Origin of the sequence: Bacillus arachidis (assembly GCF_030285945.1) — a bacterium.
Taxonomy (GTDB): domain Bacteria; phylum Bacillota; class Bacilli; order Bacillales; family Bacillaceae_G; genus Bacillus_A; species Bacillus_A arachidis.
In genome coordinates this window covers 132,058-158,884 of record NZ_CP127373.1, presented here as the reverse complement: position 1 = coordinate 158,884, position 26,827 = coordinate 132,058, and the positions used below count along the sequence as shown (strand labels likewise).

General features: G+C 31.1%; 23 protein-coding genes and 3 pseudogenes. 11 read left to right on the top strand and 15 right to left on the bottom strand.

Features of this window, described 5'->3' with window-relative positions:
• Window positions 1-71 precede the first annotated feature (71 nt).
• Window positions 72-581, top strand: a complete 510-nt coding sequence (locus tag QRY57_RS00830; RefSeq protein ID WP_286015071.1) for a MepB family protein — start codon at window positions 72-74, stop codon at window positions 579-581.
• A 1,164-nt stretch (window positions 582-1,745) separates the two neighbouring features.
• On the opposite strand, the gene QRY57_RS00825 is transcribed toward QRY57_RS00830, so the two are convergent.
• Window positions 1,746-3,446 (bottom strand): hypothetical protein, encoded by a 1,701-nt coding sequence (locus QRY57_RS00825; RefSeq protein ID WP_286015070.1) that lies wholly within the window; start codon window positions 3,444-3,446, stop codon window positions 1,746-1,748.
• Window positions 3,447-4,708: 1,262 nt separating this feature from the next.
• Here QRY57_RS00825 and QRY57_RS00820 point away from each other — a divergent pair.
• Complete coding sequence (locus QRY57_RS00820) at window positions 4,709-6,433, top strand: helix-turn-helix domain-containing protein (protein ID WP_286015069.1); 1,725 nt, start codon at window positions 4,709-4,711, stop codon at window positions 6,431-6,433.
• A 407-nt stretch (window positions 6,434-6,840) separates the two neighbouring features.
• A pseudogene (locus QRY57_RS27055) lies at window positions 6,841-6,958 on the top strand (helix-turn-helix domain-containing protein); the annotation flags it as partial.
• A 249-nt stretch (window positions 6,959-7,207) separates the two neighbouring features.
• Here the strand turns inward: QRY57_RS27055 and QRY57_RS00815 are convergent.
• Both QRY57_RS00815 and QRY57_RS00810 read right to left on the bottom strand, forming a co-directional pair.
• The gene (locus QRY57_RS00815; RefSeq protein ID WP_286015068.1) at window positions 7,208-8,080 is read right to left on the bottom strand and encodes an SMP-30/gluconolactonase/LRE family protein; all 873 of its coding nucleotides are present in this window, start codon (window positions 8,078-8,080) and stop codon (window positions 7,208-7,210) included.
• Between the two features lie 568 nt (window positions 8,081-8,648).
• Window positions 8,649-8,942, bottom strand: a complete 294-nt coding sequence (locus QRY57_RS00810; RefSeq protein WP_286015067.1) for a DUF5388 domain-containing protein — start codon at window positions 8,940-8,942, stop codon at window positions 8,649-8,651.
• 126 nt (window positions 8,943-9,068) lie between these two features.
• Here QRY57_RS00810 and QRY57_RS00805 point away from each other — a divergent pair, with 126 nt between their 5' ends.
• Window positions 9,069-9,206 (top strand): hypothetical protein, encoded by a 138-nt coding sequence (locus QRY57_RS00805; protein WP_243765401.1) that lies wholly within the window; start codon window positions 9,069-9,071, stop codon window positions 9,204-9,206.
• A gap of 160 nt (window positions 9,207-9,366) precedes the next feature.
• Here the strand turns inward: QRY57_RS00805 and QRY57_RS00800 are convergent, their stop codons facing one another.
• Window positions 9,367-9,684, bottom strand: coding sequence for a DUF5388 domain-containing protein (locus QRY57_RS00800; protein ID WP_286015217.1), 318 nt, complete (start codon window positions 9,682-9,684; stop codon window positions 9,367-9,369).
• A 728-nt stretch (window positions 9,685-10,412) separates the two neighbouring features.
• Here QRY57_RS00800 and QRY57_RS00795 point away from each other — a divergent pair.
• Together QRY57_RS00795 and QRY57_RS00790 are read left to right on the top strand one after the other, a co-directional pair.
• Window positions 10,413-10,736: a PadR family transcriptional regulator gene (locus QRY57_RS00795; protein ID WP_208019181.1), complete on the top strand. Its 324-nt coding sequence runs from the start codon at window positions 10,413-10,415 to the stop codon at window positions 10,734-10,736.
• Window positions 10,736-11,407 (top strand): DUF1129 domain-containing protein, encoded by a 672-nt coding sequence (locus QRY57_RS00790; protein ID WP_243526939.1) that lies wholly within the window; start codon window positions 10,736-10,738, stop codon window positions 11,405-11,407. Before QRY57_RS00795 ends, QRY57_RS00790 begins: the two co-directional genes overlap by 1 nt.
• Window positions 11,408-11,606: 199 nt before the next feature.
• On the opposite strand, the gene QRY57_RS00785 is transcribed toward QRY57_RS00790, so the two are convergent.
• Window positions 11,607-11,978 carry a DUF5388 domain-containing protein gene (locus QRY57_RS00785; protein WP_286015066.1) on the bottom strand — a complete coding sequence of 124 codons (372 nt, stop codon included), beginning with the start codon at window positions 11,976-11,978 and terminating at the stop codon, window positions 11,607-11,609.
• 1 nt (window position 11,979) lies between these two features.
• On the bottom strand, window positions 11,980-12,801 hold the full coding sequence (locus QRY57_RS00780; protein ID WP_286015065.1) for a ParA family protein: 822 nt from the start codon (window positions 12,799-12,801) through the stop codon (window positions 11,980-11,982).
• A 300-nt stretch (window positions 12,802-13,101) separates the two neighbouring features.
• Here QRY57_RS00780 and QRY57_RS00775 point away from each other — a divergent pair, with 300 nt between their 5' ends.
• Complete coding sequence (locus QRY57_RS00775; RefSeq protein WP_286015064.1) at window positions 13,102-13,644, top strand: hypothetical protein; 543 nt, start codon at window positions 13,102-13,104, stop codon at window positions 13,642-13,644.
• A 282-nt stretch (window positions 13,645-13,926) separates the two neighbouring features.
• On the opposite strand, the gene QRY57_RS00770 is transcribed toward QRY57_RS00775, so the two are convergent.
• Entirely contained in the window at window positions 13,927-14,274 is a 348-nt protein-coding gene (locus QRY57_RS00770) for a DUF5388 domain-containing protein (protein ID WP_286015063.1), read from the bottom strand.
• Between the two features lies 1 nt (window position 14,275).
• Window positions 14,276-15,097: a ParA family protein gene (locus QRY57_RS00765; RefSeq protein WP_286015062.1), complete on the bottom strand. Its 822-nt coding sequence runs from the start codon at window positions 15,095-15,097 to the stop codon at window positions 14,276-14,278.
• A gap of 929 nt (window positions 15,098-16,026) precedes the next feature.
• Here QRY57_RS00765 and QRY57_RS00760 point away from each other — a divergent pair.
• Window positions 16,027-16,392, top strand: coding sequence for a hypothetical protein (locus QRY57_RS00760; RefSeq protein WP_286015061.1), 366 nt, complete (start codon window positions 16,027-16,029; stop codon window positions 16,390-16,392).
• A gap of 144 nt (window positions 16,393-16,536) precedes the next feature.
• On the opposite strand, the gene mle is transcribed toward QRY57_RS00760, so the two are convergent.
• From mle to QRY57_RS00745, 3 genes are all read right to left on the bottom strand, one after another.
• Window positions 16,537-17,391 (bottom strand): alpha/beta fold macrolide esterase, encoded by an 855-nt coding sequence (gene mle / locus QRY57_RS00755; protein WP_286015060.1) that lies wholly within the window; start codon window positions 17,389-17,391, stop codon window positions 16,537-16,539.
• A gap of 521 nt (window positions 17,392-17,912) precedes the next feature.
• Window positions 17,913-18,188: a hypothetical protein gene (locus tag QRY57_RS00750; protein WP_286015059.1), complete on the bottom strand. Its 276-nt coding sequence runs from the start codon at window positions 18,186-18,188 to the stop codon at window positions 17,913-17,915.
• Window positions 18,189-18,663: 475 nt separating this feature from the next.
• A complete protein-coding gene (locus QRY57_RS00745; RefSeq protein WP_286015058.1) occupies window positions 18,664-19,248 on the bottom strand; it encodes a GrpB family protein in 585 nt (194 codons plus the stop codon).
• Between the two features lie 150 nt (window positions 19,249-19,398).
• Here QRY57_RS00745 and QRY57_RS00740 point away from each other — a divergent pair, with 150 nt between their 5' ends.
• The gene (locus tag QRY57_RS00740; protein ID WP_286015057.1) at window positions 19,399-20,829 is read left to right on the top strand and encodes an IS4 family transposase; all 1,431 of its coding nucleotides are present in this window, start codon (window positions 19,399-19,401) and stop codon (window positions 20,827-20,829) included.
• 308 nt (window positions 20,830-21,137) lie between these two features.
• Here QRY57_RS00740 and QRY57_RS00735 read toward each other — a convergent pair whose 3' ends face one another.
• Window positions 21,138-21,371: a hypothetical protein gene (locus QRY57_RS00735; RefSeq protein WP_286015056.1), complete on the bottom strand. Its 234-nt coding sequence runs from the start codon at window positions 21,369-21,371 to the stop codon at window positions 21,138-21,140.
• Between the two features lie 1,258 nt (window positions 21,372-22,629).
• Between QRY57_RS00735 and QRY57_RS00730 the strand changes: the two are divergent.
• Together QRY57_RS00730 and QRY57_RS00725 are read left to right on the top strand one after the other, a co-directional pair.
• Window positions 22,630-23,373 (top strand): annotated as a pseudogene (locus QRY57_RS00730) (DUF3732 domain-containing protein).
• A gap of 15 nt (window positions 23,374-23,388) precedes the next feature.
• A pseudogene (locus QRY57_RS00725) lies at window positions 23,389-23,529 on the top strand (sporulation protein YhbH); the annotation flags it as partial.
• Window positions 23,530-23,978: 449 nt separating this feature from the next.
• On the opposite strand, the gene QRY57_RS00720 reads toward QRY57_RS00725, so the two are convergent.
• From QRY57_RS00720 to QRY57_RS00710, 3 genes are all read right to left on the bottom strand, one after another.
• Complete coding sequence (locus QRY57_RS00720) at window positions 23,979-24,959, bottom strand: hypothetical protein (protein ID WP_286015055.1); 981 nt, start codon at window positions 24,957-24,959, stop codon at window positions 23,979-23,981.
• A gap of 128 nt (window positions 24,960-25,087) precedes the next feature.
• On the bottom strand, window positions 25,088-25,903 hold the full coding sequence (locus QRY57_RS00715; protein ID WP_286015054.1) for a C39 family peptidase: 816 nt from the start codon (window positions 25,901-25,903) through the stop codon (window positions 25,088-25,090).
• A 200-nt stretch (window positions 25,904-26,103) separates the two neighbouring features.
• Window positions 26,104-26,745: a polymorphic toxin type 44 domain-containing protein gene (locus QRY57_RS00710; protein WP_286015053.1), complete on the bottom strand. Its 642-nt coding sequence runs from the start codon at window positions 26,743-26,745 to the stop codon at window positions 26,104-26,106.
• Window positions 26,746-26,827 lie beyond the last annotated feature (82 nt).

Sequence of the window (26,827 nt, the reverse complement as noted above, 5' to 3'; positions counted from 1 at the left end):
GTTCAAATTAAGATAATATTGATTTGAACGGCGTTGGAATTAATAGTATAAAAAATAGGGGATGCAAAGCAGTGAATGAATTTTATAATGCGTTAACATATGTAAATAAAATGTTTTATGAACCCAATCAATTAACCATAAAAGCTGTCCGAGAAGAAGCTCAAAATTCAGATTATGGGGCTGGTATATTTCAGCTAAATTCAAAATCAATTAGATTTAGAGTCGCAAAAATAACACCTACCAAGATAGGACAGTTTGTTGCTTTTTGGGAAAAAGATGGGGATAATAAAAACCAAGCTTTTTCATATGAAAAAGCTACTGATTTATTGGTTATCAATACTTTTACTAGAAATAATAATTTTGGACAATTTGTTTTTCCGAAAGAAGTACTTGTAAAACAAAATATCCTTAAAACAGCCACTACAAAAGGAAAAATGGCAATTAGAGTTTACCCTAGCTGGGAAAATCCCTCTAGCAAACAAGCTATTGAAACACAGAAATGGCAATTAGAATATTTTGTTGGGATGAACAATACAAATAGTTTACCAATACAAGAACTATTAAAGCTATACTCTAACTAAAATTGGATAGCCCTAAATATGGTTTTAAAATAAAGTACGATAATTTAAAACAAAATATTCCATTTCCGTAAACAGGTACGTTAGTGGAATAAGGAGTATTAAAATAATCAAACTTTTTTATAAAAATTTCATACTTAGTTAAAAAGAGAAACTCCATTTTGATCAATCTTTTTTCAAAATGGAGTTTTTATATTTGTTTTTAAGTAAGGATTAAAACACATTTTTTAATCAAACTTTATTGCAAAGCTACAAATATAGGGTGTTTGACATGCATTTAAAATGTGATGATATTGAAAATCAAACACAATCTGATCATGCTCAAGTAGTTGCAATCATAAAATTTAAAGAAAGTTAGTCCTGAAATTGACAAATGGAGCCTGCACATATTGATAGTATGTCTCTTTTTTTATCAATTAATAAAATCTTATATAAATATATATCTTATATATATATTTAAAATATAAAGATAAAACTTATATAGGGAGGGTAAAAATAGTTTTGTTCTTACTGGCACAAGGGATTTGAGCATGCTATAGCGTAAAAAATCATAAATAGTAAAATCTAACAACAGAGAATTAGCCATTAGTAAGTCATAAAACCTACAAATAATCATAAACAGGTTCACATATTTCTACATAAAAAATGAAACAAATTGATACATTGTTAAATATATTTATTCAAGTGCTAAATTTTCAATTCATTCACTGTATGTCCACAATTTTATAATATTTACTCACAAAATATTCACAATATAGGCTAACCAATCAACATAATTAGAATTTGTCACATTACTCACATAAATATTGATGATTTTTGATAGATGAAGTACTAAAATCCCTTTATTTCAATAATAATTACATAATATTATTCACTTTAGGTTCTAATTATCTACTTATCCATAAAATATATTGTTTTTCTTATGATTTTTTGTAGCTGTTTGCATGCATTTTAGATAAAAATAACATGTTTATTTAAATATAGATGTGGAAAATCAGTTAATTGAAGTACAATTTTGTATAGGAATGTATAAAAAAAGACTCTATTACGAATAGAATCGAGTAAGGGTGTCTATGAGGAGAAATTAGTGAAGGGCTTTTAAATAATGTAATCAACACGAATAGCCCTCTATTTATATTTTTTTCAAAAATAGAGAGCGGAGTATCGTTAATTTATTTCTATTACCTCAAGTACTTGTTCGGCTGTTGTTACATGAATACCATTGCGTACTAATTGTTCAAATGCACGCATAAATGTAATTAAATTGAAGTCATCCGGTACTTCAATAACGCGAAGCTTTTCTTTAGGTAGTCGATCTATCTTTTCAATGAACAATTCGCGAACATCACTTGGAATAAAGCGATCTTTATGTCCTCTTGTTTTTAGAAGTTCACGTATTTCTATTTCTAAAGCCATATAAGCATTTAGATTTGCACCTTGTTCATAGGCGTACTTTCTAAACAATGTTTCTTCTTGATATTTTAGATAGTTACGATGATATGATTGCTCTGTAACAGGTACAGCAAATTTGGACTTTAGTAACTCATATGTTTTACGGAACAATTTTTTGATGTTTCGTAGAGAGTACATAGAGAAATGCAATCCAAAATCAAATACAGCTTGCTCTTTTTGTTCTTTTGGAACATGTTGTGTAATAAGAGGGTAAATACCTTCTTTTGCTGCTGTATCAAGAATTTGATATTGTGATGTTTGATTTAATAGTTTTTTCAGTGTATACACTAACTTACTTGGATATTCTTCATTACGATCGATCATGTCACGTAAGCTATGAATGACACTTCGAATCTGTCTATGGCAAGTATACTTAAGTACATGAATAAATTTATTCATGTCTTGTGCAAATTCACCGATATTCAGTTCTTGTAGCACAGATTCAATAAAACGAGCTTTTCGTGCATACGTAACCTGTGGAGTGAATGGATCACGATACTGTACTTCTCCAGCTTCTTTTGTACATAAGAAATCAGTATGTAAGGATAGATATAATGTCGTATACCTTTTTTTATTTTTAACCCCTTTTTGTAATTTGCAAATTTTGAATAGGGGAGCCCCCGTACATGGTAATGCAGTTGTTAATTCTGTCATAACCGCACGGATTTGATGTGGGTATTTCTTATGTAAAAAGCGGTACATCCCTCCAAAATGAGTTGTATTTCCTCTTTCATCTTGTTTATCTAAGGAACGTTTTAGAGTCGTTTCGCTGTGCTGTTGCATAGCAATGTCCAAGAATAGTTTCTTAGCCGCAACTGACAGCTCAAAGAAAGCTTTTGTAAATACCACTGGGCTAATATAAACATAAGGGTTTACCTTTTCAGTTTCTTCATTCATAAAATGAGTTAGCTTAATTGTATAGCGGCCATCTAATTCATTTTCTATTGTAATAATGTTATGTAAACTTAATTTCTTTAATGCAATATAGAATTGAGAATGCTGTATATAAGCAAATTCTTCTTTATATTGCTTGTAATCTTCCCACATCATATGTACTGTTATATTTGGAATAATCCCGTTCGTGTAACATTTCTTGTGTAGATATAAGAAGACTTCTAAATCTGCATTTGTAATGCCATATAATTTATGTTTTCGTCCCATTGTTTCTGAAATAGCAGATAGTGTACGACGTGAAAAAGATGGTTTCGCCTGAGCTACAAAGCCGTCGACATCAGCAATACGTTCTTCATATGTCATATGATCGAGAATATCCTCAAGGTATGTATCTTTATAGCTATAATATTTCTCTTCAAAAGCTTCAACAAGTTTCTGCCAAGATTTCAATGTTACTAGAACTGCATTTGTAACTTGTCCATTTAGACTACGTTGATTACGAATAATAAATGATTGTCCCATCTTTTTCACCTCCTAACATAAATCCAGAAATATATGCCAAAACAATATAAAATATACCAATTATGATTATATCAAATCGAAATTTGATGAAATATGCCCCTTTAAGAGAAAAAATGAAAAGATGAAATGCGCGTTAATCCCTTGTGTACCAAGGGATTTGAAGATTTATCGTTTTTTTTTTATGGACATCATACCGCTACAGATTTTCATCTTTCTAGAAAATCGATAAATCAATATAAAGAAGCTCATAAACATTGATACAACAATGTTTATGAGCTTCTTTTGTAAATACGAAAGGGACATCATATAGCTATAAGTTTTCATGTTTTTAGGTATGAAATTATTCATAGAATAGCCTTTAAACGTTGGTGTTAAAGAGTTTGAACTCAAAACTTCAAATTTTAATAGGGACATCATATAGCTAAATCCTTTTCATCTTTTTATAAAAAAAGGGACATCATACCGCTACAGGTTTTCATGTTATATAAATAGTTAAAAATACAAGAAAAGGGTAGTGAATGTATGATACCAAAGGATTTATAGAGAACTTGCATTATTCAAAAGGGACATCATATAGCTATAAATTTTCATGTTTTCAACTATGAAATGATTCGTAAAACAGCCTTAAACGTTGATACTAAAGGGTTGAAACTTAAAAATTTTTAATTTTAAAAAGGACATCATATAGCTAAATCCTTTTCATCTTTTTATAAAGAAAGGACATCATATAGCTATAAATTTTCATGTTTTCAACTATGAAATGATTCGTAAAACGGTTTTAAACGTTGATACTAAATGGTTAAAACTTAAAACTTGAAAATTTTAAGTTTTAAAAAGGACATCATATAGCTATAAATTTTCGTGTTCCAAATTATAATCACAAAAGAAATCCTGTTATACCAAGTTTTAATCTTCTTTTTCAAAAAATTTTGTGCAGTTGAATGGGCAATGATGTAGCTACAGATTTTCATGTTTATAAACCATAAGGCCAATAAGAGAAGAATCTATGAAAAAAGTTAGGATACTACGTAAACCTTTGAATTAAGTCGTATTTGGATTTTACAAATCGAGTTGGTCTTGTATAATCATTAAAAGGGATGACCACAGATATGAACACTAGAGTCCTGTAGAGGTGTAACGTAGAAAATTTCAAATAGTATATTCTGATCATCTTTCTTGTTATTTAGAAAGGGACATCATATAGCTAAGTATTTTCACGTTTAGATAATATTTATTAAATGTATGTGAGGAGCAATATATGTATGGAAGACGTTCTACAATTGTTTAGAGATGCATTATCAATATCAGAACCACTTTATAAACAGAACGAGCAATTGTGGCATAAATGGAATTCTTACTATGTAGACGTTGAAGCAGATAGTAGTAAAATTGTAACTTCAGAATACCTTTCTCCATCATTTTCAATGCTTGTAAAGTGGGTAAAGCAGCAGCAAGGAAAAGGCATTTCATCTTTAGATATATTTAAGAATATTGATACTTACAAAGTAACAATTCATGAGACAATAGATGTCTTTATAGCACAAGAGTTTCGTAATGATGAAACAGATAATACTAAAACACATACACCAGTAGTCGAGCCTGATGCGAATATAGTAGATGAAAATTATTTGGAAGTAAATAATTCAGCTGTTTACTATAAGTTAAGAGATGGGATAGCGAAGAATCAATTTGAGGAAGATGAAAATACAAAATTAAAATCATATCCCATCGAAACGAAAGATAGTAATGGAGTAGCACAGCTTTCATCTCATAAAGATGAAGATCTAAGGTTAACGAATATAGAAGAAGCCGCAAGATGGAACACATTAGTAGATGGTGTAATGAGTAATATGGATGATTTAGCAGCAGACGTATTAGACACCATTACAATTCAATGGTTAAATGAAGCAAGCTCACCTGATGAATTTATCGATTTTTCATATGAGCAAGTTTTAGAAATGTGCAGTATTTCAAAAGCAAAAGCAAATGGTGTTGAGTATTATAGAGTAGAAGATAAGATTAAAGTAGCTAAACGTATAGCAGCTCTAGCAAGTATTTTTATATACTTAAACGATGAGAATGAAGTAGTTGTACTAAATGATCGTGCTGAAACCGGGCAACATTATGAGGTAAAGCGTGAAGTGATTAAAAGGTTATTTGTATTAGATTCTGTGGTGCTTTGGAGAGATAAGAATACAAATGAATACATGGGTATAGAATCGTGCCGAATTAAACCAGGAAGTTTCTTATCCAGTTATCTATATGGATCTAAAAGCAGTACTGCACTATTATCAAAAAAGGCCCTTGAATATAATAGCTATAGACACAAATATCATAAAAGATTAATTCGTTATTTGACATGGCAGTGGAGAATTCGTCAAATGTTTTCTAACTTAAAAAGGCCCTATTCTATAGGGGGAGATAAAGGGTTATTAGCAGTAATGGGCATAAACCAAAAGCAAAAGCCTAACCGTATTCGTGATCAATTAGAAAATGTTTTAAGTGATTTAGAAAAAGAAGGTGTAATTTCTCATTGGGGATATGATAAGGGGTTAGATGAGGACCAATTGACGAAGCGGAATTGGTTTAAAAAATATTATTCACAGTTAGGAATAGTAATACTACCACCTAATGAATTAATTCGTTCAATGGAAAACTTAGCAAAGAAGAAGGCTACTGATGTAATTCATTCAACGGAAAGCTTAGCGAAGAAGAAGACTATTGATGTAATTCATAGGGATAATAAACCAGTAAAAACTGAAGAAAAGCCTTTAGATATGAATAGAGATGAACAGTTAATTCGAGATAGAATAGAATTTATGCATCGGAAAAAGAACATAACTATGCGAGAGCTCTCAGCAGAGATAGGTATATCACAGCCCACTCTTTCAAGATTCTATAATAAAAAAACAAAGCGTCTCTCTGGAACTGCGAGAGACAAATTAAACCGATGGTATAAAAGACAAATAATCATCGATAAAATGTAAATTAAAGCTAAAAATTAGTATTAAAAAGAGTCCTAGAAATAGGACCCTTTTTAATGTAGTTATTGAATTTGTCGGTTTTAAAATAAACCACAGAAATATAGAAATATTCCCATTTGGAAATAGGGATATTTCTATATTTCTAAAGCTCTGTTAGTAATTTAAATTCCCTTTTCTGTTCAAGAGTTAATTCAATAGGATATACGTTAATGGACTAGGAGGATTCAATATCTAATTTAGTTCGGTTTTTGTGAAATTTCATTTTCTGAAAATAAACCTCTTTTGAATGTAAGTCAAGGCAATCTCTATAGAGTTACCATAACCATTAAGTTATGAACATGGGTTTCAACTTGAAATTAATAGCAAACACACTTCGATTTCGGAAAGCGTCTATTGTAATCACTTCTTATATATATCAGCCTACTCTTTCTAGATTCTATAATAAAAAAAACAAAGCGTCTTTCTGGAACTGCAAGAGATAAGTTAAACCAATGGTATAAAAGACAAATAATCATCGATAAAATGTAAATTAAAGCTAAAAATTAGTATTAAAAAGAGTCCTAGTGTTTAATTAAAAAAATGTTTTAGACTATAGAAAAAAGTATTAGACTGTTAAAAAATAGTTGTAGACTGAAAAATTTTCTCTGTACATGAAAGTATCTTTTGCCAGGATAAAACTAACGTATTGTAAAAGCTTTAAAAGTCTCTTCAGAAAATCTGAAGAGACTTTCATTCACATAATCCCCCGTTATCAAAAGTTAATGTATCTAATGAATTTCAGCTATTAAATTGGTATGTAGGACACCCTTTGATATTTGTTTTCATTCGAAATATTCCACCAGCATTGGGATAAACCTCTGGGTTTGTATTGTTCATTCTTGCTGTTGTGATGTATAACTCATTTAAGTTACTTCCACCAAATGTGCAAGAGGTTACATATAAAGCTGGGATAGGAATAGTGAGTAGTTGTTTCCCGCTTTTAGGGTTCCACCTTGATACTTTAGAACCTCCCCAATGTGCAATCCACAACATTCCTTCCTCATCAATTGTCATACCATCAGGAAATCCCTCCTCTTTCGGAATTACAATAACATCTTGAGGATTTTCGATATGTCCTGTATGAACATCATAGTCAAATCGAACTACTTTTCTTGTAGGTGTATCTATAAAGTACATGTACATATGATCAGGTGACCAAGCGAGGCCATTAGAAGTACTCACTTCCTCTAGCTTCTTCTTTACATGTAGGTTTGTATTTAAAAAATATAGAGCACCTTTTCCATTAATACCAATGGAATCAGTAGTTCCCGCCCAAAAACGGCCACAAGGATCACATTTTCCATCATTAAATCGGTTTTCTTCTAAATGGCTTTCTGGATCATAAATAGCCTCCATTTCTTCAGTATCTGGATTTAGAAAATAAAAACCGTTTTCTAGAGCAAGTACCATGCCACCAGATTTTCTAGGAACAACTGATCCCACCATTTGTCCGAGAAAAATTGACTTATTTTCACCTGTGATTCGATTATAAATGTGAACCTTTTTTTCTAAAATATCAACCCAATATAGTAGGTGCTTTTTACTATCCCAGGAGGGTCCTTCCCCAAGAGTAGCTTTGGCATCAATCACTAATTCTAACTCACCCAACAAATTAATCCCCTCCGCTATTAAAGAATATTCTGTTTCTTTATAGTAACATACGTCTTGTTAATATTACGGTTTAAGAAGAGCGAATTATACCGTTAGCTTTTTTAAGTGAGATTTCTCATGATTTCCTTTACTTCTGTATAAAAAATCGCATATCTACTATTTAGTCTAATACTTTATTTTAATAAAAACTCTCTTTAAGAAATTAAGTTTAGCAATTAGTCTACATCTTTCTTTAATTAAATTAGAAAAATAAGAATTGAGAAATCTAATTAGACCAACGATATTTAGTCTAAAACATTTTTTTAATTAAACACCTAGAAATAGGACTCTTTTTAATGTAGTTATTGAATTTTCCGATTTTGAAATATAGAAATATCCCTTTGTAGAAATAGGGATATTTCTATATTATGAAGAAGCTTATAGTAGTGAAATGTGGTATATGCAATAGAATCAGCAATTTATATTACTCCAGTAATTTTTCAAAGGCTCCCCCCTATACCTCCATTTCTGATAGCATAGGAAGGGATATAGGGAAATATCTAATTATAGAAATAGGGATATTTCTATATTAATAAACCTCTGTTAATAATTTAAATTTCTTTTTCTGTTCAGGCGTTAATTGATTTTCTACATAATGATGTATAAGTAAATCAATTATTTCATGAGCATATTTCATATTAATGAGTTTCATTAGCACTCCAAGCTCTTCCTTAGATTGGCTAGAGATTTTAATACTGCCCTGTTGGTTTTTAAATTTCTTTTTCTCCTGCAAATTCACTTGTTTTTGCTCATTTTTAGGTGGAGAAGTAGAAGTATCTTCGTTATTTTTATTAACAAAAGTAGGGATATATATAAATATCAACTTATAGAAAAAGGGATATTTCTATATTGTGGAGAAGGGCACACCGATGATATGTGATACATGTAATAGAATCATAGAATTAACTGATAATGCCTAAACCACTGATTTCAAATGAGACTAACTACAATGAAAATGAAACTAAAGGCTCTTCCTGATTTTGAAGAGATAAAAAGGATGGCGCTACTAGCTCAAAAACAATGGGGTGTTAATACTGATCAGTGGTTTAGTGTTATTGTAGCCAAGTACAAAGAAAATATTAAATAGTTAGCTTAAGAGACAAAACGATTGATAAAGGAATATCATGAGGAAATTGCGGCGACGAGAGGAAAGAGAAAGTCGTGGAAGAAGTTCTGGTGATGCTATTTTTTTAAACCACAGCAATATAGAAATATCCCTATTCCTAAGTAGGGATATTTCTATATTGCTAAATCTCTGTTAATAATTTAAATTTCCTTTTCTGTTCGGGAGCTAATTGATTTTCTACATAATGATGTATAAGTAAATCTATTATTTCATGAGCATATTTCGTAGTAGTAAGTTTCATTAGTGTTCCAAGCTCTTTCTTAGATTGACTAGAAATTTTAATACTGCCTTTTTGGTTTTTAAATTTCTTTTTCTCTGGTGTTTGCTCCTTCTTTTTCGCCTGCTGATTTTCTTGTTTTTGTTCATTTTTAGGTAGAGAAGCAGGAGTATCTTCGCTACTTTTGATATCAAAAATAGGGAAATGTGGAAATGCAATAATATAGAAATAGGGATATTTCTATATTATAAAGAAGATTATAGTAGCGATATGCTGTACATGCAATAGGATCATAAAATTAACGGATAATGTCTAAACCATTGATTTTAACTAGGTTTCCGAAAAGAATTCTCTCACTTCAATGAATGTGCAGGGCGTAGCCCAATGAGTGAGTGGGAGATGAATTTTCGGGTGGCGTGAGCCAAAATGGATACTATAATATACTTGTACAGATTGCTCTTTGAAAACTGAAGATATAAGGTTGTTGTAGGAAATTCGTCTACAACGTAAAATCTTCAACGTTCTATCGCCCTACGCTACTGAAATATGCGAAAACCAAGCGAAGTAAGTAGCGTAGATGAGTCCAACGTACAAATTCTATTTTTAGGGGTAGGGACTACCTTGTTAGCTTGGTAAACATAAGTGGCTAGTAAAAGCATTTACTTCCCAAGAAGCTCCCTCTTCAAGCGTCAGCTAAGTGGTGAGTAGTTCACAAGAGATTACTTACCTTTCATTCTATAATTAACAGGGATTATTGATAGTGTGGTTTGAAATATAATTTAATCATTTTGATTAAATTCACCTATGTGAGCTTGACGGATGTGTGGCTTTACATTTTATTTTTCCTATTTTTTAAAAGGATATCAAGTAACTTGCAAAACAAGTTACTTGATGCTACAATCTAAACACAAGCTAACTTGTATAGCAACCTACTGAAAGGAGATGAATTAATGCATAGCCAAATGCTAAAGGGTGTATTGGAAGGCTGTATTTTATATATCATCTCACAAGACGAAGTGTATGGGTATGAACTAAGTGCAAAGCTAAATCAACATGGTTTTACTTTTGTAAGCGAGGGCAGTATTTATCCACTTTTATTACGTATGCAGAAAGAAAAACTTATTGAGGGAACTTTAAAATCCTCTAATTTAGGACCAAAGCGTAAGTATTACCATTTAACAAAGAAGGGGTTAGATCAATTAGAGTTATTTAAGGAAAGTTGGGATATGGTATCGACAACTGTAAATCAGTTATTAAAGGGGGAGAAAAAATAATGAAGCCTGAAGAAATGATTAAAGTTAATAATGAAAAAAGAAAACTGCTAACGAAAGAAAATGAATTGGCTTATGGAAACATCTTGGTGTATATACGCTGTTCGAATGTTCCGGAACAACAATCGGAAGAATTATTATTAGAGATTTTAGATCATCTTCTCGAGTCTCAAAAAGAAGGTAAAACGGCTTACGATGTTTTTGGAGATAATTTACAAGCATATTGTGATGAATTAATTAACGCGTTACCTAAGCAAACAATGTTTGAAAAGTTTGCATCTATAGGCTTTATTATAAGTTTATTATTGGCTATTCAATTTGGAATAGATACTATATCTGCAATGATAATTTCAGTTTCTCCAAAAAAACATGTACTTCAAGGTGTGTCATTTGATATTTTAGGTACTTTATTATCTGTCACAATCCTTACTGGGGGCATTTATATTATTTTTCATATATTAAAAGGTTTTTCTTTTGATGTAAAAATGAATTGGAAAAGCCGGATTTTATTTGGATTAGCAGTGTCTATCCCATTTGGCTCTACAATACTTATATATATTTTTTTTAAAAAGCATCCATTTCTTACATATAACATAAGTTTATGGCAAGGCGCCCTGACGGCTGTCTTCTTCTACATTCTATATAAATTTTTATTTAAAACATCAAGACTCTAATAATATATTTTAAGACATCGTTACCACTTTTTAAATTCAATAATGGTAGACAAGAGTTTAGAAAGGTTTAATTCACATATAATATCGTTAATTCAAATTATTGATATGAATAGATTTAAAGGTATAAGGGGTTTTCCTAACTCGACCAAGGTAAGATATAGAAATATCCCTATTTCCAAATAGGGATATTTCTATATTGCTAAATTTCTGTTAATAATTTAAATTTCCTTTTCTGTTCAGGAGTTAGTTGATTTTCTACATAATGATGTATAAGTAAATCAATTATTTCATGAGCATATTTTTTATTAGTGAGTTTCATTAGTGCTCCAAGCTCTTCCTTAGATTGACTAGAAATTTTAATACTGCCTTGTTGGTTTTTAAATTTCTTTTTCTCTGGTGTTTGCTCCTTCTTTTTCTCCTGCTGATGTACTTGTTCTTGTTCATTTTTAGGTTGAAAAGTAGGAGTATCTTCGCCACTTTTTGTTACAACTGAATCCTCGTTTGGGATATAAGGATCTGTTGGATCAAAATTGCTCTTTTTTCTGCCTAATAATCCAGGAGTTCTTGCCATGTTATACACCAACCTTCAGACTTTCAAAAATATTGATACGAGATAATAATTCATCACTAATTTTTTCGTATAGTTCTATTACATTTAAATCATGTCTATCATTTTCAGTAATACCGTTAACATCAAACCTTTTAATACGTTCCATCTGTGGAACGATATTTTTAAATAGGTTTTCTTCACCAAAAATTTCACGAGCATTTTCCATAATGTATTCATCCACTTTACCATTATTTTTTAATAGCACGGGAAGAATACCTACAACTTCAATATCAAGATTATATTGCTCTTTTAATTTTATTAGTTGGTTAATGTAGTTTTCTGCACCTGTAAGAGAACGTTCTTGTGTTTGTAGAGTTATAAGAACATAATCAGAAGCTACAACTGCATTTTTTGTGACTTCAATTGACATAGGTGGAACATCGATAAATATGTAATCGTATTTATGTTTTATGCTCTCAAGTAATCTCTTAAAGTAGAAATCTTCCTCTTCTTCTGAAGAACACGATTTATATAGAAATTTTGCAAAATCTTGAAAATCAACATAAGAAGGAATTAAATATAAATTTTCCATTATTTCAACTTCTAATCCATCTAAATTCCCCTCTTGAATTCCTTTCATTAATGTTTTATTTAAAGTTACCTTTTCGTCAGGATTAAGGATAGATTTTGTTAACATTAGAGATTTTGTTGCATTACTCTGTGGATCAAGGTCAACGAGTAAAGTTCGTTTCCCCTTTTTTGCGAATTCATAAGAGTTTAATACAGCATTAGTGGTTTTACCAACGCCCCCTTTGTAATTCCCAACAGTAATTGTAATAGCCATTTATACCACTCCATTTATTATTTGAAAAATTCCACTATATCCCTATTTTTATATTTTGGTAAAAGAATTATAGAAATAGGGATATTTCCCTATATTATATAGAAGATTATAGCAGTGATACTGGGTACATGCAATAGAATCTGCCATTTATACTGTTAAGTGACAAAAAAGTCGTTTTATTTACAATAAAGTCCTTTGAAAAATAATAAAGTTGTTTAATTCTTATTGAACTAACGGTGCAGGATAGTTGGATAAGGATGATGATATAATTAAGGGGGAATTTACTTTATTTTATAATTTATGAGGTGGAAAATGGACCCTTTAGAATTAAACAAATTAGAATTAAACAAATCTAAATATATTGTCTCTAATATCAAGGACATTTTGCATAAAAAGCTTATTCTTGATAAACCGTTAACTAAAGATGAGGTGAAAAAATTAAACCTAGTTAATCCCACTGTATACGAAAATGAGAAGTATCTCATTCAAGAACGGTGGTTTTATAGTATTAATATCGGAGAATGGGAAGATGTGGGTATTATTATTCAAGGGAATAATGAAAATCCCGATGTGGAGATTATCGAAATGGCAGAAAAAATATTCGATGAACTCCATCTACATATAAGCTGTGCATTAAAATATTTACAGAAATTCTTCCCTAATCAAGAAATGAAGAACTACTATCTATCCACAATATGTTTTGGAAAGATGGTTAATTTTGACGATTATATATTTTCAGGGTTTAGTTTAGCTTTTATTTATGATGGTCACTTTGAGTTTCAGTATAAAGTAAAATTTAAAGCTGATGGATGGCCTATTGGTTTTGAAGGTGGGCCACTTTAATAATCATAGATGATTTTTTCTTATTGAACTAACGGGTGCTTTAGTTGAACAAGATTTAAACAACGTTATTATTGATTTTTGTCTACAAACACATTTAAATGGTAAATGGTTAGAAATTAAACAACTTTAAAGAGCCTTACTACAATATGATTTGTAGCGAGGCTCTTATATTTTTAGATCAGAATTAAATAACTTTATTATCACTTTACAGCTGATGCTATTTTTTTAAACTACAAAAATATAGAAATATCCCTATTTCTAAATGGGGATATTTCTATATTACTAAATCTCTGTTAATAATTTAAATTTCCTTTTCTGTTCAGGAGTTAGTTGATTTTCTACATAATGATGTATAAGTAAATCAATTATTTCATGAGCATATTTTTTATTAGTGAGTTTCATTAATGCTCCAAGCTCGTCCTTAGATTGACTAGAAATTTTAATACTGCCCTGTTGGTTTTTAAACTTCTTTTTCTCTTGCTGAGTCACTTGTTTTTCTTCATTTATAGGTGGAAAAGTAGGAGTATTCTCGTCATTTTTTGTTACAACTGAATCCTCGTTTGGGATATAAGGATCTGTTGGGTCAAAATTGCTCTTTTTTCTACCTAATAATCCAGGAGTTCTTGCCATGTTATACACCAACCTTCAGACTTTCAAAAATATTGATACGAGATAATAATTCATCACTAATTTTTTCGTATAGTTCTATTACATTTAAATCATGTCTATCATTTTCAGTAATACCGTTAACATCAAACCTTTTAATACGTTCCATCTGTGGAACGATATTTTTAAATAGGTTTTCTTCACCAAAAATTTCACGAGCATTTTCCATAATGTATTCATCCACTTTACCATTATTTTTTAATAGCACGGGAAGAATACCTACAACTTCAATATCAAGATTATATTGCTCTTTTAATTTTATTAGTTGGTTAATGTAGTTTTCTGCACCTGTAAGAGAACGTTCTTGTGTTTGTAAAGCTATAAGAACATAATCAGAAGCTACAACTGCATTTTTTGTGACTTCAATTGACATAGGTGGAACATCGATAAATATGTAATCGTATTTATGTTTTATGCTCTCAAGTAATCTCTTAAAGTAGAAATCTTCCTCTTCTTCTGAAGAACACGATTTATATAGAAATTTTGCAAAATCTTGAAAATCAACATAAGAAGGAATTAAATATAAATTTTCCATTATTTCAACTTCTAATCCATCTAAATTCCCCTCTTGAATTCCTTTCATTAATGTTTTATTTAAAGTTACCTTTTCGTCAGGATTAAGGATAGATTTTGTTAACATTAGAGATTTTGTTGCATTACTCTGTGGATCAAGGTCAACGAGTAAAGTTCGTTTCCCCTTTTTTGCGAACTCATAAGAGTTTAATACAGCATTAGTGGTTTTACCAACGCCCCCTTTGTAATTCCCAACAGTAATTGTAATAGCCATTTATACCACTCCATTTATCGTTTTAAAAAATTCCCTATATCCCTATTTCTATATTTCGATAACAAAATCAGGAATATAGAAATAGGGATATATCCATGTATCTAAATAGGGATATTTCTATATTGTAAAGAAAATTATAGCAAGGATATGTGGTACATGCAATAGAATCAGCTATTTATACCACTCCATTTATTTTTTAAAAACCCCTCCTTATACCTCATACCCATATCACCATCAAACTAAGAAAAGCAAATATCCTAGAACGAGAAAATTGGCATCTCCAGGTGAAAATGTACAAGTTGTTTTAGTAGCGTTATAAAAAAACTTTTCCATAATCAGCGTTGCATGATCTTAATCTGGTGGCAATGACCTATTTTAATATTTTTGACAGTGAAAGTAGGGATATAGGGTAATATCTACTTATAGAAATAGGGATATTTCTATATTGTAAAGATGATTGTAGTAGTGATATGTGGTACATGCAGTAGAATCAGTTATTTATATTACTCCAGTAATTTTTCGAAAATTTCCCATATACCTCCATTTTTGATAAGAAAAGCAGAGAGATTGCCTCATTAAAAAAATGTTTTAGACTATAGAAACAAGTATTAGACTGTTAAAAAATAGTTGTAGGCTGATAAGAGGTTTTCTGTATATGAAAGCATTTTGTTAAGTGACAAAATGTTGTTTAATTTTCAATAAAGTCGTTTAAAAAATAATAAAGTTGTTTAATTCTTATTGGACTAACAGGCAGGTTAGTTGAAGAGTGCTAGTTAACTTCAGTTTAATAATTGAGCCAAATTGTTGAGAATCCCTCTCAAAGAGAATTAGATATTTATGTTAAAATATTGCGAGTGAAATCAGGTTCTTAACGATTTCATCAAGTATCATTCAAAATAATTCAGAAACGAAGAAGGGACAGTACTAACATGGAATACATAGCAAATGTAGATAAAATGGAATCAATAAAATCTTTACAATCGACAATCAGTAAACTCGAAAATTCCTTGTCACAGATGACTCAAAAAGGCGCAAATACTACCTTAGTAAAGAAACGACTCAAAGCTGTTTGCATCGGCTTAGCAATGCTAGAAAACGTTTGGAATCAAAGACCTCATCATTACAACCAGGAAGATTTAGCAGAAGCTCGTAATGTTCTTACTGGTTTGCTTCCATCAATTGAGAACATTTACGATAAGTCAAAGGCTGGTAGTTCCCAAAGAACACTTTTAGAAAGAAGAATAAAAGCGTTGAAACTAGCTATCCAATGGATTGACAATTTTTCTAATAAATAACTTATCTAACTAAATAGAGTAACGGGCGCTTTAGTTTAACTGAGTAACAGTTCCAAAATTGATTTTTAATAGAAAAAAAGGGTTACAGATTCGATTGTAACCCTTTTTTCAAGTGTTTTTTGTTTTATACGATTCCTATAATGATTACAGAACTGAAGTATGATTTGAAATAGCGTTGATTATATGATCCCAATCGTCACAGTGAATCTCGTGACCTGATCCTTCTAGGGCTAGTAACAAAGCATGCGGAATTTCATTAACAAGAGCAAGACCATGTTCGTATGGAAGCACTGTATCTTCTGTACCATGGATAACCAAAGTAGGTATATTAATTCCTTTTAATTTCCCTTCATAAGAATCATCGCCTTTAAGAAGGGAATGATTAAACATACTGAGTAGATTATTTGCTCGTTTTATTTCTTTTTCTACTTGCTTATAAACCCTCTTCTCATCGAATTTATGCTTTGAACCACAAAGTAAAGCAGATCCTGCAACCAAGTAATTTGCAACAGATTCTTCATTCGACCAATTTAGTTTGGCAGCATTAGCATGGTAAGCGAGTATCTTCTCATCGATCGGAGGCAAATTCCGGTTGTTATCTTCAGAACCAAAAATACCTGATGCAATCAAAGTTATACTTAGAACTCTCTGGGGGTTCCTTAAGGCTATAATTTGAGCAATCATTCCACCCAATGACATTCCAACAATGTGTGCTTCGTCAATGTGATATGCATCGAGTACTCCAACCGCATCATCAGCCATATCTACCACAGTATAATGGGAACTCCCTGGCTCATAAGTAGTTGACCGTCCGACATCTCTATTATCATAACGAATAACATATCGGCCCGTATCAGCTAATTGTTGACAAAATTCTTCATCCCAATAAACCATTGAACACATGGCTCCCATAATCAGTAGGACTGCTGGATCTGCTGAATTGCCAAAGTTCTCTGTACATATATCAATTTCATTAATTTTATTAATCTTTTCATTCATGATTAATTCCTCATTTCATTCGTATTTAGTTAATAAAAAAAGACACACTCAAATAAACCCACACGTTTTGAAAAAAATGGCTTGGTATAATGAATTGTGTTTAAAATTAACGTAAACGAATGAACTTGATAATCATGTTAAACACTCTCCTATAAAAAACGAATAAGGGTTTTACCCTTATTCTGATTATAACATACCTCTGTCAGTTGTAATATGGGCCCATTTTGCCTTATTTAATAATTAAAAAAAATAATTCTTACTGTATGAATCCGAACTCTTTGTTGAAGAAAAGACGATGTATACAATATCCAAACCTAATTAACATAACGCATCATTATCGGGATTCAATGTATTTAGAAGACTATTAAAAGTCCTTCAGATTGTTTAACTGGGGGACTTTAGTGTCCACATAATTATCGTTATCGGTATTATTCAAAAAAGCTCAGAGTTCTCATATGACTCTAAGCTTTTTTTATATGAGTTTTATTCAAATTAAAGACCTGTTAGTGAACTAGTTATTTTCAGAGAAAATATTTTACACTCTGGGAAAATAAAAAATAAAAAGCAAAAATTACTAAACCTAAATCAATTAATGCTAACTTCTTATTTTCTTCTTTTAAATTTATGATAAAACCATAAATACTTCTAACCATCCAAAAAGCTATCAAAAATAACCAACCAAAGTGGTTATTTTTATAATTTTCACCAAAAAACATTTGGACTGCACCTAAAAGTAATAAAATAAGTACGATATTAGTTCCAATCTTTAAAGCTTTATTTGATTTATTATTTTTCAATTCATCATCCCCAACTCAACACATTCTCTTAAATTATCATACTTTTTAGCAATCAATCTTAGTTCTTTAGGCGTAATCTTAATTTAAATCGTGTTCTCCATCCCTATAATAACATTGAAAATTATACCATAATTATTGGATTTATTTTCCTGTATATATCATTTTTGTCACAGTTTATTTGGATTATTTTGGTATGTATATAAGGAGGAATACAATAAATTCAGGGTTAGGAATCTTCTGATCTATTCCAATAATGGGGTCCCGCCACATTGCTATCAAGCTAACAAAACAAAATACCCCCTAAAACGAAAAAAATGTAGCTTTGGAATAAAGTTTGAGCAAAAATGCCTCACAAATCAGCATTTTATGATAAATAAAAAGGATCCATTTTGAAAAAAGATTGATTAAAATGGATTCCTTGCTGGCATATCAAGGACTTGCTTTATAAAAAGTTCAATAGGAAATACTATGCTCATTAGTTTGGAGTGTATTTGTTTTCAAATTTAGATTTTGCAATTTTAGTGTATTTGTTAACAAACTCTGTTTTTGCTTCAGTATATCCATCTCTGTTATGTTCATATTTATCTATTAAGCTCATTTTTAAGTTACTATATTCTTTGGTAACATCTTTTCGCAGTCGTAAAAAATCTCTAAAATACAATTCATTCCAATCACCTAAATACCTAACATGAAGATGAAATACTTTTTCGGCAAATCCTTTTTCTGTATAGCCTTTCATAAACATCATATGAGGTACTGGCTTTTGTGGTTGCTTTTCTAAAATATATCCGTTTTTCTCTAACTTACTCACTAAAAATTTCAAATCGCAGTCTTCTGTTATTTCAATCAATATATCTATCGTTGGCTTTGCTAATAACCCATTAACAGAAGTGCTTCCTATGTGATTTATTCGCTCAATATATTGATTACCGATTATGTTGTTAAGTAATTTTTCTTCTTGTAAATACCAATCTTTCCATATTGGATTATGTTCTTTTAGTATAATCGGAAACAGTTTCCACAATTCTTCAAGTGACATTTCTGATAAACTCTTACCCATAATACAATCCCCCATTTTACTTAGTTAATCGTTTTTATCAAACTTTATTTTAAGTTATCAATCTTTTTTACAAATTATCGGACTTTATTTTAGATCAACAAAAATACTCTATTTTTTCTGTAGAATCATAGAAAAGGATGGTGTTTTTGTATGTCTATTTCTGTATCCGATGAATTACAACTATTTGCTCAAGAAATTCAAAACTTCTTATCTCCAAATTTCTTACGAGATCTTGCTAGAGATGTTGGTTTTGTACAACGAACCAGTAAGTACCAAGCAAAAGATTTAGTAGCTTTATGTGTATGGATGAGTCAAAATGTCGCTAAAACCTCTTTAACTCAGTTATGTAGCTGTTTAGAAGCATCAACAGAAGTGCTCATCAGTCCTGAGGGACTGAATCAACGATTTAATGTCACAGCCGTGCAATTTCTACAACAAGTGTTAGCCGAACTTCTCAACCAAAAGTTATCTTCAACTAAACTGCTCACTTCTCCATACACTTCTATTTTCAAACGTATTCGTATCCTAGATTCAACTGCATTTCAACTTCCCGATGTATTTTCATCTGTTTATCCAGGTGCAGGAGGATGTAGCCATACAGCGGGGGTGAAGATTCAGCTTGAGTATGATCTATTAAGTGGACAATTCCTACATATTCATACAGGTCCAGGTAAACAACATGATCGAACCTATGGTTCTCTGTGTGTTCCAACTGTGACAGCGAATGATTTATGTATCCGTGATTTAGGTTATTTTCACTTGAAAGATCTTCAACATATACAAGATAAAAAGGCTTACTATATCTCTCGTATTAAATCAAATACACGTATTTATCAAAAAAATCCCACCCCTGATTATTTTCAAGATGGAAGAATCAAGAAAGGTACAGAGTATATACAGATAGATATGGAGGTCTTAATGAACTCTCTTCAACCAGGACAAACATGTGAAATATCCGACGCTTATGTAGGAATGACTGATAAAGTACCAACTCGTGTGATTGTTCATCGGCTAACAAAAGAACAACAACAAAAACGATTACAAGATCAAACTGTAAGAGAAAAAAAGAAAGGAATGAAGTATTCTCCTCGTAGTAAACGGCTCAGTGGTATCAATGTATATATGACAAACACCCCTACAGATATTGTCCCGATGGGACAAGTACATGATTGTTACTCTTTACGTTGGCAAATCGAAATTTTATTTAAAACATGGAAGTCATTCTTTCAAATTCATCAGTGTAAAAAGATAAAACCAGAAAGATGGGAGTGCCATTTGTATGGACAATTGATTGCCATTCTACTCTGTTCTTCTATCATGTTTCAAATGCGGCAATTACTTCTTATGAAAAAGAAACGAGAACTGAGTGAGTATAAGGCCATATATATGATTAAAGATTATTTTCTTCTTCTTTTCCAAGCTATACAGAAAGACACCCAAGAGCTATCAAAGGTTCTACTTCGTATGTTCAACCTCCTACAGCAAAACGGACGAAAATCTCATCGATATGAGAAGAAAACAGTCTTTGATATATTAGGTGTCGTTTACAATTGTACCATGTCTGATAATCAAGCGGCTTAATTCAAAAAAGGAAACCCGTTAGGGTTTATTTCGTATGCAAATCTTTAAAGCATCTACATATAGACTTTCGAAAAAAAGAAACAATCTTGCTTATCATTGACGTTACATGAGCTTAGCTTGATAGCGATGGGGTCCCGCCAACCAAATGACATAAAATCCACGCTAAGCAAAAAATACAATAAGCTGCCCATATGGACAGCTCATTTACATAATTTTCGAAAGCGGAAGTTAAAAGTTTTTAGTTTCCTGTTCAATTAAAGCACCCGTTAGTTTAAGTGTAATTCTTTGCAATGTTTATTTACTTTATTTCACTTATTTTGTTTAGCACTAAAAATATTAATACCAGATACTACACACAGCAATAACAGTAATAATAATCTTAACCAATCCATTGTAAGCCAAAAGTCTCCGCCATTAACAATATCGGGGCTTAAACCATACTCATCAACAAAAATACCTAAATTCCAAAATAATTTAAGCGAAATAAGTAATGAAAAAAAACTTAATAAGAATACTGTAATTGATAATTTCCGTTTTCCCATTGTAAAATCCCCTTTTTGAACAAAATTCTTTACTGGATCTCCTCTAAATTTATCACAAAAAACCATAATCCTTATTGAAGTATTCTGCCCTTTAGTTAAATAAGGAACAGTGTATACCCTATACATGTTCGGTTAACATAATGTCCTATTATCAGAAGTTCTCCGCACCAATAATCCTCGGCTTATCAACAGTAGGTGAAGCATCCTCTTCACCTACGTATGCAATTTCTTATTCATCCCGTTATATCAGTGGTTATAAGCAATCATTGTCTTTATTTACTTTACTCCATATGTATAAAATTCTGCATAAACTAACGGTCAGCTTATTGGTTAATCATTAACTCAAGGCCAATTTATGCTTCCAATTCCGTTAGATAATTAGATAATCGCCTATAAAAGTAAGTGTTTTCTGGTCAACTAATGCTTCCAAATGCGGTCAACTTATGGATAAAGTGACAAAGAGCCTTACTACAAAAAAATGTAGCAAATCTCTTATATTTTTATATCGAAATTAAATAACTGTATTGTCATTTTACAGATGTTCCGAATGAGAAAGCTCACTACGATACAACGGCGCCCGATTAGGGGGGAGAATCTACTACTCTAGTTACTTTCTAAAAGAATCCTTATATCTATATTTTGGATAACGAAATTAAATATATAGGGAAATATCCACTTATAGAAATAGGGAGATTTCTATATTGTGAAGGAAGTTATAGTAATAATATCAGGACTATTTCATTGTAATTCAAACGATCTTTAGGATCCTATGCATTAGCAAAGCTCAGTTCAGTATCCATGTTATCCAATTATAGGGCGCTATTTTTTGAATAAAACTTAGATTGTCAAACGATTTTATTGTCATTTGACAGATGTTCCGAACGAGAAAGCTCACTACGGTGCGACAGAGCCTCCTTTAGGGATGAGAGTATCAAATCTACCACTCTAGTTATTCTTTCGAAAGATTTCCCTATATCCCTACTTCAATATTTCGATAACAAAAGTATAGAAATAGGGATATTTCTATATTATAAAAAGATTATAGCAATGATAGGTGTTACAAGTAATAGGATTATAGAACTAACGGATAACACCTAAACCATTCATTTCAAAAGCGATTATTTTATAATAAATAAGGATTATTAATAGTGTGAATTTGAAGTAATGTTAAACCGCCTATACCACGTATCTTGATAATTATTTAACTCGCATTGAACAAGAGTTAAGCGATGCTAAATTAAGTTTAAGACAATTAAATATGGAAATTGAGATGTTAAATAATCAACAGGAAGAAATTGAAGAACTAAATGACTTTAATTATACAGCCGCAAAAGCTGTAGGAAGAATTAGTTTATTTTTAGAAAGTGTAAGCGAAATTGAAGAAAATTCTGATCTTATAGAGGAAATCCAGAAAAAGGAGAAAAAGATATTTGATTTAGAAAGAAAAATAAATAAGGAAGATATAGAAGAAAATTTAGCTTCTATCTTAAATGTTATTGGTCGAGAAATGTCAAAATGGGCTGAAAAACTTCAGTTAGAACACGCCGAATATCCATATAGATTAGATGTTAAAAAGTTAACTGTAGTTGCAGATAGTGAGGATCGCCCGATACCGATGAATAGAATGGGAAGTGGTGCAAATTGGTTGGGGTGTCACTTGATAACTTTGTTAGCTTAACATAAATTTTTTATTAAAAAAGAACGGCCAGTTCCTAATTTTATTGTTCTTGATCAACCGACTCAAGTATATTTTCCGCCAGAAAAATACTCAAAGTTAGAAGGGAAAATAAATGAGATTTCTGATGAGGATAGAATTGCTGTAAAAAGAATGTTTGACTTTTTATTTGATATTTGCAATGAATTAGATTCAGAAATGCAAATTATTGTAACGGATCATGCAAATATTTTGGATGAAGGATTTCAAGAGGCTTTAATAGAAAAAACTTGGCGTAATGGAATAGCATTAATTCCAGAGAAATGGATTAATCAACAGAGTAGTTGAGTACATCCTTGCTAATTAAACCAGTACAATCGTTCATCATCTACCCTTTTTTCTGTTTATAAAGACATTACTGATGAAAGGTTTAGGTATTATATATTGAAGAATAAGAGAGATGTATTTAATTGTCTCAAAAAGTTTTTTTGTAAAGAAAATTGAATGTACATCTAACTATTAGTTATTGAAGGACAGATAGGAAATCAGGAGGTTTGGATTTTTTGAGAAAATAGAGTATTGCATCTGAAAATATTAAAATAAGCTATTCTTTCCGCATAATTATAGAAAGAATAGCTTATTTTGGTGTTTTAGAATATATATTTCGTTACAATGGTAATGTTTTGAGACTTGTATCTAACAATAAAAAAGTTTGGTCGTAGTTATATATTTTTTGTGGGAATAGAATTAATGCAAAAAGGAGTAATATAAATCAAAACAAACAAGTTATAAAAATCAATTCAAAAATTACTCCTAGAATAACCTTGATTTTAATTTGTCTACCTTATGGAACTAACATCGCTTAACACGAAATAACAGATTAAGTGATGTTAGTTCGTGTTAAGCTTACACTATATACAAAGATAATAACGCTATTTTTGTATAGGTTACATTTAATTGATATAAGGTTCTATTTTTTCATTTTGAAACTTAGATTTTAATTTAGCATATGAAATTGACACGATAGAATCATGTCCCTTTTGTGGAGGGGCATTTGGGTCGTCACATATGACATTAGTATCCCCATTTTCTGACATGCGCAATTGAAATACGTTTGGAATATCCAACTTGATTCTTTTGTACCCATCTTCAATTAATTGATACACCCAAATTTTTTGATCGTCTGTTGTAAAAGCCCAATAATTCATAGTTGCACTCAAAGATCCAATGGTATCTCCTTGCTTGCTATTTATACCTTCAATGAAAAGAGGTGTTATATTCTTAGATTTCATATCTAAAATGAAATAAGTCTCAATTGGATTTCCAGTGGAATTTTCTTCATTAGATAAACTCACATAGATAATTTTATTTCCAACAATTCTAGGAGATAAAATATTATTTTGTGGGACTAAATAGCTACTCACATGCTTATTCTTAAGGTTATAAGTGCTTATAGTAGTTTGGGTCCCAGTAGAGTTTGTATAGACTATTTTATCTTCATTCATATGAAGAGTAGTGCTAGCGGTGTCATAAGATCCTACGGTAGCTATTTTTGTTTTCGTATTGGTTTCTAGATCATATAGTACAATATCTGCATTGTTTTTTTGTTCATTAATTTCCATCCAGGATACATAATGTTTATAAAGGTAAGGTTCTATAATTTCATTGGTTTTATGGATTTGCGTTTGTTTGTTGTTGATTAGATTTTTTGTATAAAGAACAGATTTTGAGCCAACAGTATTCGTATCAATCCATAGTAACCATTCTTCATTGGCATGTACCCCTTGTATGTTTGCATCCCCACCCATTTTCGAATGAAATACAGTCTCCTCTGCTTTGTTAGAAAAATTATATGAAAGAAGTTTATTAGGTAGACCTTCTTTACTCTTATCAGCAACAGGTAAATACATTTTATTATTGGAAGTAGAAGCCATATAAAATGTATCATAATTTATTTTTAATTCTGGATAAGTACTATTGATTTGCTTTATATTTGACTTATTTTGAGTACAAGAGACTAGAATTCCTAGACTTAGAATAATGGGAGTTATTTTTCGGTATTTCAATATACTAATGTTGGATTGGAACCCGTAGCACTTAAAACGGCCTTTCCTACTCCTTTTCCATTATTGTCTATTTTCTCCGTATATTCACCACCTAAAGCTCGGTCGTTCTTATCCCGTTTATGGTTAGGATCTACAATTTCCATTGTTCTATCCGATCCCTGGTATCCGTTAATTACAATAAAATGCCTATAGTTTTTTTCAGCATTTTTATAACGTGCCAAGTGTTGTGTATTTGTTAGTACAATCGGTACATTGGTTCCATCTGATAATTTATTTTTTACCAATACTTCCAGTTCTCTAATGCTACTAGGGGTTGTAGCTCCATAAGGACTATCAGCAAAATCATAATTGTCTTTGTACGCATTTAATCCCCAAGCTAAGTTAAGAGAATTTGTTCCCTGGTTAGTTGTTTGCATTAAAGAAGCAAGGATTCTTTCAGTTGGTAGAGGAAACGCTGACCCACTGTCAGATTTATGAAAAGTTAGAACGCTACGTGCCGATGCTGGTCCGCAATAAAACCAATCAGTTTGTTTAAAATGTGTAACATTTAGGGAATATTTTTCAGATGGTGGTCGCATCCTGTTTATCTTATTTTTTTGATTCTCTTGTTCCCAAGCCTTTTTAGCTTTCTCTTTCCCAATTTCAATGATTTTTTTTCCTTCCTCAGGATCCAATGATGGTGGTTTTGACGAAGTAATAGTTTTGTTCGTTTGACTAGAATCAATGTTTTCATTTGCAAAACTGACACTGGAAGGAAGCAAAATACTCATTGCTAAAACACTCATACTTAATCCTTTAATAAGTGGTTTCATATTGTATCTCCTTTATTCATAATATAATAATATTCTAGATAAAATGGTATATTATAGCAATTGCATCCCCATAAATATGCATAATTGCATATTTATGGGGATGCAATTTATCCATGATTACTATACAAAAAGCTGGCTTCTAAATTAGGAACCAGCTTTTTGTATAGTAATATATAGTTTTTAGAAACAACCTTTTATATTTATTTCAACAATTCTTTAGATATACGTTGTATATCTGCTTTAATTTCAGTTTTTTCTTTTATAGTTAGAGCCTTAAATTTTGGTTGCTCTTTAGCGGATTCAAAAGGCTTCACAGGTGGGGGCGGTGGATCTTGAGGGTTTGGAAGTAACTTGTTATCCCATAATAATACCCCATGTGCTCTACCTGTTTCATCACTTGGCTGATCAAAATAACTATCAGCCCATCCTTTAAGTTTTTCATCATACCATATTTGGTAAGCGCCCTCCTTCGTAGCTATTAATTCGATTGGAATTGTGGCAGCTCTTGCTACATAGCCAAAGTGTATATTACCTAAATCCTCACCTTTCATTAAATATCCCATACAAATAAATTGTTTTTTTCTCCCAAATTTTGTTTTATAATCCCATTCACCACCAGGCTTAACTTTTTCAGCAAATGCCAACCCTACACTCCAAGGATAGGTTCCCTCTTCTTTCGCTTCTTCAGCAGCATAAGCCATAATCAAAGCGTTTCTTTTTAAAATATAAGAGAAACTGGAAGTCATCTCATTTGACGGAATTGTTTGTGCAGATACAGCCCCACCACTTGATAAATAAAAAGTTACTAATAAGCACGAAATAAGAAATGATTTTTTCCACATATACATAACCTCCTTTTTTTTTATGCATATATATTTATAATGCATATTTTGTAATATGTAAATTTGTATATAGGAAAACAAT